Here is a 7,131-nt window from a genome sequence, read left to right as displayed (position 1 = left end):
CGCTGACCAGCGCCTTCAGCTCGGCCGGCGACAGCGCGTCAGGATCGGCGGGCGGGACCATGCGCCCGAGCGAATCAGACCAGCCGCCACCTGGGAAGGGCAAACTGCACCCTCGCCACAGGTTTTGCCCCTCTTACCTTGGCTCGGGTTCGTCGCAGCGCGAATGACACCGTCACGCGATGACCAGGACGGAGACCATGATCACCAAGCGCGAAGCCAACCAGCAGCAAAGCCTGGCAGCCTTCCTGGCGAAGAAGGCCGAGTTTGATGCCCTGCTGGCCGACTTGCAGCAGATGAGCGAGGACCACTTCGGCGCCGACCCCGAGGCGGTGCTCTGGGGCCAGGTCGGGAACCTTGAATCCTACACGGAGCAGATGCGCCGGGCGACCGACGCCTACTTCAAGCGCGGCGAGCACGCCGAATAGCGCGGACCTCTCCCGCACCGCCCCGCCCGGCACGGCCGGCGGGGCTCGGGGTCGTAGCATCCGGCTGATCGGGTGCGGCACCAGGGACCCCGACCATGACGCTTTCCGAGACCCAGAGCCTGATCCTCAGCAAGGCGGCGCAGCACGAGGCGCGCCTGGCCGTCGCCCCGAAGAGCCTGCCGGCCGCGGCCCGCAACGCGGTGTTCCGCAGCCTGCTCAAGAACAACCTGCTGACCGAGATCAACGCCCCGCGCGAGTATGTCGGCCTCGGCTGGCGCCAGGACGAGGCGGGCACCTGGGTGGTGCTGCGCATCACCGACGAAGGCATGCGCGCCATCGGCATCGATCCGAACGAAGGTGACAGGGTGGCTGACACCGGGTCAACGGTGGCGCCGGAGGTCGCGCCGGGGGCAATCCCCGCGCCCGCCGACGAAGCCGCCCAGGGCACGTCCCTGGCGGAGGATATTGCTCTCCTGCACCAGGCCCTCGCATCGCCTGCTGCCTTGCCCCGTACCAGCCTGCGCGACACCGCCACGGCGGTGCTCGCCGCCTGGGATGACGAGACGAACCGCGACGGCGACATGATCGGCGCCCTGGACGCACCGATGGAGCGCCTCCGCGCCCTGCTGGCCAAGCCTGCCGCGAAGCCCACCACCGGCGCCGCACCGCGCAAGCCGCGGGAAGGCACCAAGCAGGAGACGGTGCTGACCATGCTGCGCCGGCCCGAGGGCGCCACGGTCGCCCAGATCGCCGAGGCGACGGGCTGGGCGCAGCACACAGTCCGGGGCTTCTTCGCCGGGCTCAAGAAGAAGGGCATCGATGTCCGCGTGCTGGAGCGGGTGCGCCAGGTCGGCCCGAACAAGGAGGGCGCGAGGGGATCCTACACTATTTACCGCATCGCCAGGGCCGGATGACATCTCACAGTGGAATGGCACCTCTATGAGACTGATCGCCGGGCGGACTATCCAATGAGATCGAAAATAATCCGGCGGATTTCTGAAGGGGAAAGGCCGATAAGCTCTGGCTCACGTGGTGCGGGGCTTAGAGTGGCTAACAGCTGAGGCGCCACGGAAGCAGCCGAAGGCTGCTCTGCGGAATCCCGAAAGGTTTGTGCGTGCATGTGCGTTGTCGGCAGCGGCGCCCACCTGGACGAAGCTCCCGAGATCCTTTTAGCGAATGAGTGACAAGGGTATCTGTGTGATCGGCCTCGGCACAAAGCCGTTGGCGCTCAATAGAGCCGCCCGCCAATCAGGCCCTCACCAGACACTCCGATGGGGCATGAAGCAAACGGGTGAGCGCCGAGGCGCCCACCCGACTAGTCGTCGCGCGAGCGCGCGTCAGGCGAGGCGAAGATTGCAGGCCGACGTCTTGCCCTGCTGGCCGCGCTGGACGTCGAAGGTGATTTTGTCACCCTCATTCAAACCCTGGATGCCGGCGCGCTGCATATCGCTGATGTGGACGAACACATCGCTGGTGCCGTCTTCCGGCTGAATAAAGCCGAAGCCCTTGGTCGAGTTGAACCACTTGACGGTGCCGTTAGACATAGACGTATTCCGATCAAACATGACGTGCCACCACGCGGACCCGCATGATGGATCAAACTTCTGTAGGGAGCGGGCAGCGGGCTCGGCGCTCGATCACGAGCTGGGAGAGCAGGCCGAACCAAACAAGGCTGACCCACGCACCATACAGCTCTGCTGCGCATTTACAAGAGATTATAAACGCCAGAGGCAAGGCCCCAAAGCACGCAGATACTGCATCATGCAAAGCAACCAACAGGAAGGGCGGAATGCAGCCGGCTTTCCGATGGCACTACGCCGCCGGGCTGAATGTCTGGCGTCTGCCAGCACAGGTTCTCCGCCGCCGAATTCTACATGGTTAGCGCTGATCACGCCATTGCCTGCACGCCACGGGCAGTGGCGATGTCGGCAAACGTGCGATCCTCGCCGTCCAGCACGGCGGCCTCGCCGGTCGCTTCCTGCCAGCGCCGCACGATGACGTCGGCGTAGCAGGGGTCGATCTCCAGCAGCACGGCCCGCCGCCCCGTGCGCTCCGCCGCGATCATCGTCGTGCCCGAGCCGCCGAAGCAGTCCAGCACCGTGTCGCGTGGCTTGCTGCTGTTGCGGATGGCGCGCTCGACCAGCGCCACTGGCTTCATGGTGGGGTGCAGGTCGTTCCGCGCCGGCTTGTCGAAGTGCCAGACATTCCCCTGGTCGCGCGCGCCGCACCAGTAGTGCTGCGCGCCCGCCTTCCAGCCGTAGAGCATAGCCTCGAACTGTTGGTGGTAGTCAGCGCGGCCGAGCGCGAAGGTGTTCTTCGCCCAGATGATGGTGCTGGACCATTTGCCACCGGCCTCCTGCCAGACGCGATGCAGCGTCGGCCACTCGGACGAGGACATGCAGACGTAACAGGCGCCCTTCGTCACCGAGAGCAGGTTGGCCAGCGCCGGGCGGAGGAAGTCGGGGAAGCCGCCGCCGAGCGCGTCGTTGGCAATGGTCATCTTGGCGGCGGTGCCGCCCTCGTAGGCCACATTATAGGGCGGATCCACGAAGCCCATGTCCGCCAGGTGGCCGGCACCGAGGGTGCGCTGGACGTCGGCCAGCTTCGTCGCGTCGCCGCACAGCAGGCGGTGCTCGCCGCAGCGCCAGAGGTCGCCGGCCCGGCTGACGGGCACCACGGGCGGTGGCGGGGCGTCATCGGCCTCCTCGCCGAGACCGGCATCGGCTGCGGCCAGCAGCCGGTCCAATTCCATGCCGGAGAAGCCGAGCACGTCGAGATCGACCACCGCCTCGTCGCGGATGCGCGCGATCTCCGCGGCGAGCAGTGCCTCGTCCCAGCCCGAGTTGAGGGCAATCTGGTTGTCAGCAAGGCGCAGGGCACGCGCCTGCGCCGGGGAGAGATGGCCGAGCTGCAGCACCGGCACCGAGACCAGCCCGAGCTGCTTCGCCGCCATGACGCGGCCATGCCCGGCGATCAGCACGCCCTCGGCGTCGACCAGGACTGGGTTCACAAAGCCGAACTCGGCAATGGACGCCGCGATCTGCGCCACCTGGGACGGCGAATGCGTCCGCGCGTTCTCCGCGTAGGGGATCAGCGCCGCCACCGGCAGGGCGGAGACCACGAGGTCAGGCTGCATCGGCGGTGACCTCCTGCCTCGCCGCGGCGACCGCGTCGTAGTCGCGGCCATCGTCCGCCAGCGTCACCGGCAGGTCGGGGTGCAGCATGCGCCAGCGGGCGATGGCCAGGTCGACATAGGCGGGCGCCAGTTCGATGGCCCGCACGCGGCGGCCAGACCGTTGGCCGGCCAGGATGGTAGTGCCAGAGCCGCCGAATGGCTCGAACACCACCTCGCCCTCCTCCGTGTAGGCGCGCATGAGGAACTCCGGCAGTATCACCGGGAACACCGCGGGGTGCTCGGTCTCGATCCCGCGGCCCTTGTGGCGCGTGAGGCGCAGCACGTTGTCCGGGATCCGGAAATCCTGCACCGGCAGCCCGGCATGCTGGTACTCCGAGATGGTCCCGTCAGCGGCGCGCAGCCCGCTGCCCTTGTTCGGCGTGCCGGCCCACTTGCAGGGCACGATCTTGTTCGCCTGCCGGGCCTGGCGGTTGAAGTGGAAGACGAACTCGAAGGCCGGCGCGAGGCGGCCGTTCCAGTCGCCGGGCAGGCCGGGCCCCTGGTCCCAGGTGTAGAGGCCAAACCGGCGCCAGCCATGGCCGCGCATCCAGTCGAGCCAGGCCGCCCAATAGGGCTGCCACTCGTTCTCGCGGTGGATCAGCCCGAGGTTCACCAGCACCTGTCCATCGGGCCGCATCGCCGCGTCGAGATGCTGGAACACACCCTGCATTAGCGCATCCCAATCCGTGACGCCGCCGGTGGTGTAGTCGCGCTGGTTGCCGTAGGGCGGTGACGTGAACAGCAGCGTGGCGCGGTCCTCGCCCATCACGCGCGCCACGCTGGCGGCGTCGGTACTGTCGCCGCAGAGCAGGCGATGGTCGCCCAGCTGCCAGAGGTCGCCCGGGCGCGTGACGGCCTGGCGCGGCGGCTCCGGCTCGGCATCGGCGGGATCCTCCGCCGGCGCATCCTCGATGCCTGCCGCGCCAGTCGCGCCGCCGCCCTCGACCGGATCCGCGGACAGAGCCTCGGGCGCGTCGCCGTCGGACACGGCATCTCCAGCCGCCGCGAGGATGTCCGCGAGCTCATCCGCCGAGAAGCCGAGCGCGCCGAGGTCGATGTCCGGCACCGCCTGCACCGCGGCCAGCGCATCACGCAGCAGCGCCTGGTCCCAGGGGGCATTCTCCGCGATGCGGTTGTCGGCGAGGCGCAGCGCCTCCTTCTGCGCCGAGGATAGGTGACGCAGCACGATCACCGGCACCTTGGCGATGCCAAGCGCCGTCGCGGCCTCGAGCCGGCCGTGGCCGGCGATCAGCACGCAGTCCTCGTCCACCAGCAGCGGGTTGGTGAAGCCGAAGGCCAGCATGCTGGCCTTGATCTGCTCCAGCTGCGCGGCGCTGTGCACGCGCGCGTTGCCGGCATGCGGGCGCAGCTCCGCCACCGGACGCAGCAGGATCTTCGCCGCCATCCAGGGGAGCGTCATTACACCATCCGGTTTGCAGGAGGTTTGCAGGGCAGCGGCCCGGCGTCGGTTTGCAGCTAACGATTTGAAGCCGCGGGGGAAGGCTGCAAACCGCAACCCTGATTTATGGCCTGGCGCTAGCGATGTTGCGCGCTTCCGCCCCCCGCATACGGCGGGCGCAGGAAGGACCCTGCGGCTCGAGAGCCACTGTCTCGATCAGGTGACGCTGTGGCTAGTCAGCCGCGGCGCGGTCGCGGGTTCAGCGACTATCGACACTCTACCGGATGCGGATTCTGGGGCGCCACGGGGTGAATTGTAACAGCGCACCGGATAGCGTGAGCGCGGCCAACGAGACCATCACCCACGCAGGACTCGTAGTCAGCCCTTCGCAGCCTTGCGCTTGGCCTTCTTCAAACCAGCGAAGGCCGCCTCCTTGAGGGCAGGGCTGGCCTTGAACTTGACTGTCGCGCCCGCTTTGACCGGCACCTGCTCGCCTGTGCGGGGGTTGAGCGCGGTGCGTTTCGGCGTCTCACGCACACTGAACGCGCCGAAGTCGGGAATGGTGAAGCGCCCGGTCTCGATGATCTCAGCCTTGATCGCAGCAATGATGTCTGCAGCCACCCGACCGGCGGCGGCCGCAGGCATTTCAGCGGACTGAGCGATGACGTCAGTTAGAAACTTCTTCGACATATACCGGCTCCTCGTGACGCCCTGCCCTTAGCCGAGACCAGCATCGCTGTCAGCCGAATCGGTGACGCCGCTCAGGCCACGGCCAGCGCATCCTGCGCAGCGTCCCGCGTCGCAACGAGGGACGCCAGCAGGTGCCCCGCCTGCTTCACCGCACCCGCATCGCTTGCGTCCACGTCGGACACGGCCTCCTCGGCCGCCGCGACGCCGGCCACGAGCTGCTCGCGGAGTTCGTCCAACTGATCCTTGATGTCGGCCCCGTCCTCGCCCGCCACACCCTGCCGCCACTCCGCGACGATGGCATCCACCTCGCGGGCCATGCGGTTCGGTGATACGCCGCGGCCGGCGAGCGCCAGCAAGCGATTGAGGGCGGCGTCGACAGGACGCGCCGCCCGGGGTTTCCGTGCAGCCATGGGCTGGTAGCTCCTGGGATTTGCGGGTCGTATAGCATGTTCTTGCCTTGTTCCGCCAGTCGGCCCGCCCGACCTCAGGCTGCCCTCACCGGGCTATGCTGCCCGCCTGCCCGGGGTGAGGCCGTAGTGAGAAGCGAGCACGCAGAGCGCCGCGACCAGCATGCCCTGCGCCTGCGGTGCCCCCACCGGACGGCCGCCCCAGCCCTGGCGCTGGGCCCATTCCCGTACGGAGCGCTCCAGCCCGACCACGTGCCAGACCGTTGAGCCGGCCGCACTCCCGAAGCCACCAAGGACGTCCATCGCCTCTGCAACATGCCGGCGCGCCATTGCCTGCCGCTCCGTCATGCCGTCGCCGACCCCACCAGGCACACGGTCCCACGGCATCGGCTGCAGGGCGTCGAGGGCGGCCGCCCGGAACCTGGTCCGGAACAGCACGGCGGCGTCGTGCATCTCGGCAGTGATGGTGCCGTTCGTCAGCATCAGGCCGATCGTGTCCACTGCCCGGCGGTGCTGCACCGGACTGCCCGTCTCCGGGTCGGCCTCGCGGATCGGCTCGGAGAAGCCGCCGTGCTGCAGCCGCCACTTCGAGGGCTTGGACAGATCCTCGGCGCTCTGCGTGATCCGCTTTGCCCTGCGCTTACCGGCCATTGTCCTCTTCCCCGTTGCGCGGGCCCCAGCGCCGCGTGGCTTCGTTAATGACCGCCTGGCGCAGCCAAGGGTCGGCAATGTCGTGGATGGCGAGTGCCGCGACGCCATGCCGGTGCCAGGCGGCCGCACGCATGGCGCTGAGCTCAGCGTCGCTGGTCGGGCTGCGCGTGCCGCGATCGAGGCTGGATCGCGGGGGACGAGGGGCGCCAGACAGCGTCATGCGCCGCCCACCGTCGTCTCGCGCGCGTGCGCGCACGTGCGGGCGTCCCCTGAGGAGGGGAGAAGATTCAATAATAATGATAATTCAATAGGTCTCTCTCCTCCCCTGTCCGGGCGAGCGTATGTGTATTCGCGTGCGCGCGTGAAAAATTGAGCTATTGAAGA

9 protein-coding genes are annotated in these 7,131 nt (G+C 68.2%); 2 read left to right on the top strand and 7 right to left on the bottom strand.

All coding sequences use genetic code 11. The features are described from left to right. The first annotated feature begins 197 nt into the window (after window positions 1–197). Both H7965_RS23180 and H7965_RS23175 read left to right on the top strand, forming a co-directional pair. Window positions 198–425, top strand: a complete 228-nt coding sequence (locus tag H7965_RS23180; protein ID WP_186772956.1) for a hypothetical protein — start codon at window positions 198–200, stop codon at window positions 423–425. A 95-nt stretch (window positions 426–520) separates the two neighbouring features. Next, the gene (locus H7965_RS23175; protein WP_229682753.1) at window positions 521–1,339 is read left to right on the top strand and encodes a DUF3489 domain-containing protein; all 819 of its coding nucleotides are present in this window, start codon (window positions 521–523) and stop codon (window positions 1,337–1,339) included. 423 nt (window positions 1,340–1,762) lie between these two features. On the opposite strand, the gene H7965_RS23170 is transcribed toward H7965_RS23175, so the two are convergent. The 7 genes from H7965_RS23170 to H7965_RS31210 form a co-directional block, all read right to left on the bottom strand. Further along, window positions 1,763–1,969, bottom strand: a complete 207-nt coding sequence (locus tag H7965_RS23170) for a cold-shock protein (RefSeq protein WP_186772955.1) — start codon at window positions 1,967–1,969, stop codon at window positions 1,763–1,765. 344 nt (window positions 1,970–2,313) lie between these two features. Further along, window positions 2,314–3,561: a site-specific DNA-methyltransferase gene (locus H7965_RS23165; protein ID WP_186772954.1), complete on the bottom strand. Its 1,248-nt coding sequence runs from the start codon at window positions 3,559–3,561 to the stop codon at window positions 2,314–2,316. Next, window positions 3,551–5,020: a site-specific DNA-methyltransferase gene (locus tag H7965_RS23160; protein WP_186772953.1), complete on the bottom strand. Its 1,470-nt coding sequence runs from the start codon at window positions 5,018–5,020 to the stop codon at window positions 3,551–3,553. Before H7965_RS23160 ends, H7965_RS23165 begins: the two co-directional genes overlap by 11 nt. Window positions 5,021–5,377: 357 nt before the next feature. Next, window positions 5,378–5,689: an HU family DNA-binding protein gene (locus H7965_RS23155; RefSeq protein ID WP_186772952.1), complete on the bottom strand. Its 312-nt coding sequence runs from the start codon at window positions 5,687–5,689 to the stop codon at window positions 5,378–5,380. 71 nt (window positions 5,690–5,760) lie between these two features. Continuing rightward, window positions 5,761–6,099, bottom strand: coding sequence for a hypothetical protein (locus H7965_RS23150; protein WP_186772951.1), 339 nt, complete (start codon window positions 6,097–6,099; stop codon window positions 5,761–5,763). Between the two features lie 93 nt (window positions 6,100–6,192). After that, entirely contained in the window at window positions 6,193–6,747 is a 555-nt protein-coding gene (locus H7965_RS23145; RefSeq protein WP_186772950.1) for a DUF6456 domain-containing protein, read from the bottom strand. Continuing rightward, window positions 6,737–6,880 carry a hypothetical protein gene (locus H7965_RS31210; RefSeq protein ID WP_229682752.1) on the bottom strand — a complete coding sequence of 48 codons (144 nt, stop codon included), beginning with the start codon at window positions 6,878–6,880 and terminating at the stop codon, window positions 6,737–6,739. The genes H7965_RS23145 and H7965_RS31210 overlap by 11 nt, the downstream gene beginning before the upstream one ends. Window positions 6,881–7,131: the final 251 nt, after the last annotated feature.

Source organism: Siccirubricoccus deserti, assembly GCF_014283215.1.
GTDB classification, from domain to species: Bacteria; Pseudomonadota; Alphaproteobacteria; order Acetobacterales; family Acetobacteraceae; genus Siccirubricoccus; species Siccirubricoccus deserti.
Note: the sequence above shows the minus strand (reverse complement) of the source record. Positions and strands in the feature narration are given on the sequence as shown.

Excerpts from the sequence above, each read along its gene's own strand:
- H7965_RS31210 (WP_229682752.1), bottom strand. The coding sequence starts at position 6,880 with ATGCGTGCGGCCGCCTGGCACCGGCATGGCGTCGCGGCACTCGCCATC.
- H7965_RS23170 (WP_186772955.1), bottom strand. The coding sequence starts at position 1,969 with ATGTCTAACGGCACCGTCAAGTGGTTCAACTCGACCAAGGGCTTCGGC.
- H7965_RS23180 (WP_186772956.1), top strand. The coding sequence starts at position 198 with ATGATCACCAAGCGCGAAGCCAACCAGCAGCAAAGCCTGGCAGCCTTC.
- H7965_RS23160 (WP_186772953.1), bottom strand. The coding sequence starts at position 5,020 with ATGACGCTCCCCTGGATGGCGGCGAAGATCCTGCTGCGTCCGGTGGCG.
- H7965_RS23150 (WP_186772951.1), bottom strand. The coding sequence starts at position 6,099 with ATGGCTGCACGGAAACCCCGGGCGGCGCGTCCTGTCGACGCCGCCCTC.
- H7965_RS23175 (WP_229682753.1), top strand. The coding sequence starts at position 521 with ATGACGCTTTCCGAGACCCAGAGCCTGATCCTCAGCAAGGCGGCGCAG.
- H7965_RS23145 (WP_186772950.1), bottom strand. The coding sequence starts at position 6,747 with ATGGCCGGTAAGCGCAGGGCAAAGCGGATCACGCAGAGCGCCGAGGAT.
- H7965_RS23155 (WP_186772952.1), bottom strand. The coding sequence starts at position 5,689 with ATGTCGAAGAAGTTTCTAACTGACGTCATCGCTCAGTCCGCTGAAATG.
- H7965_RS23165 (WP_186772954.1), bottom strand. The coding sequence starts at position 3,561 with ATGCAGCCTGACCTCGTGGTCTCCGCCCTGCCGGTGGCGGCGCTGATC.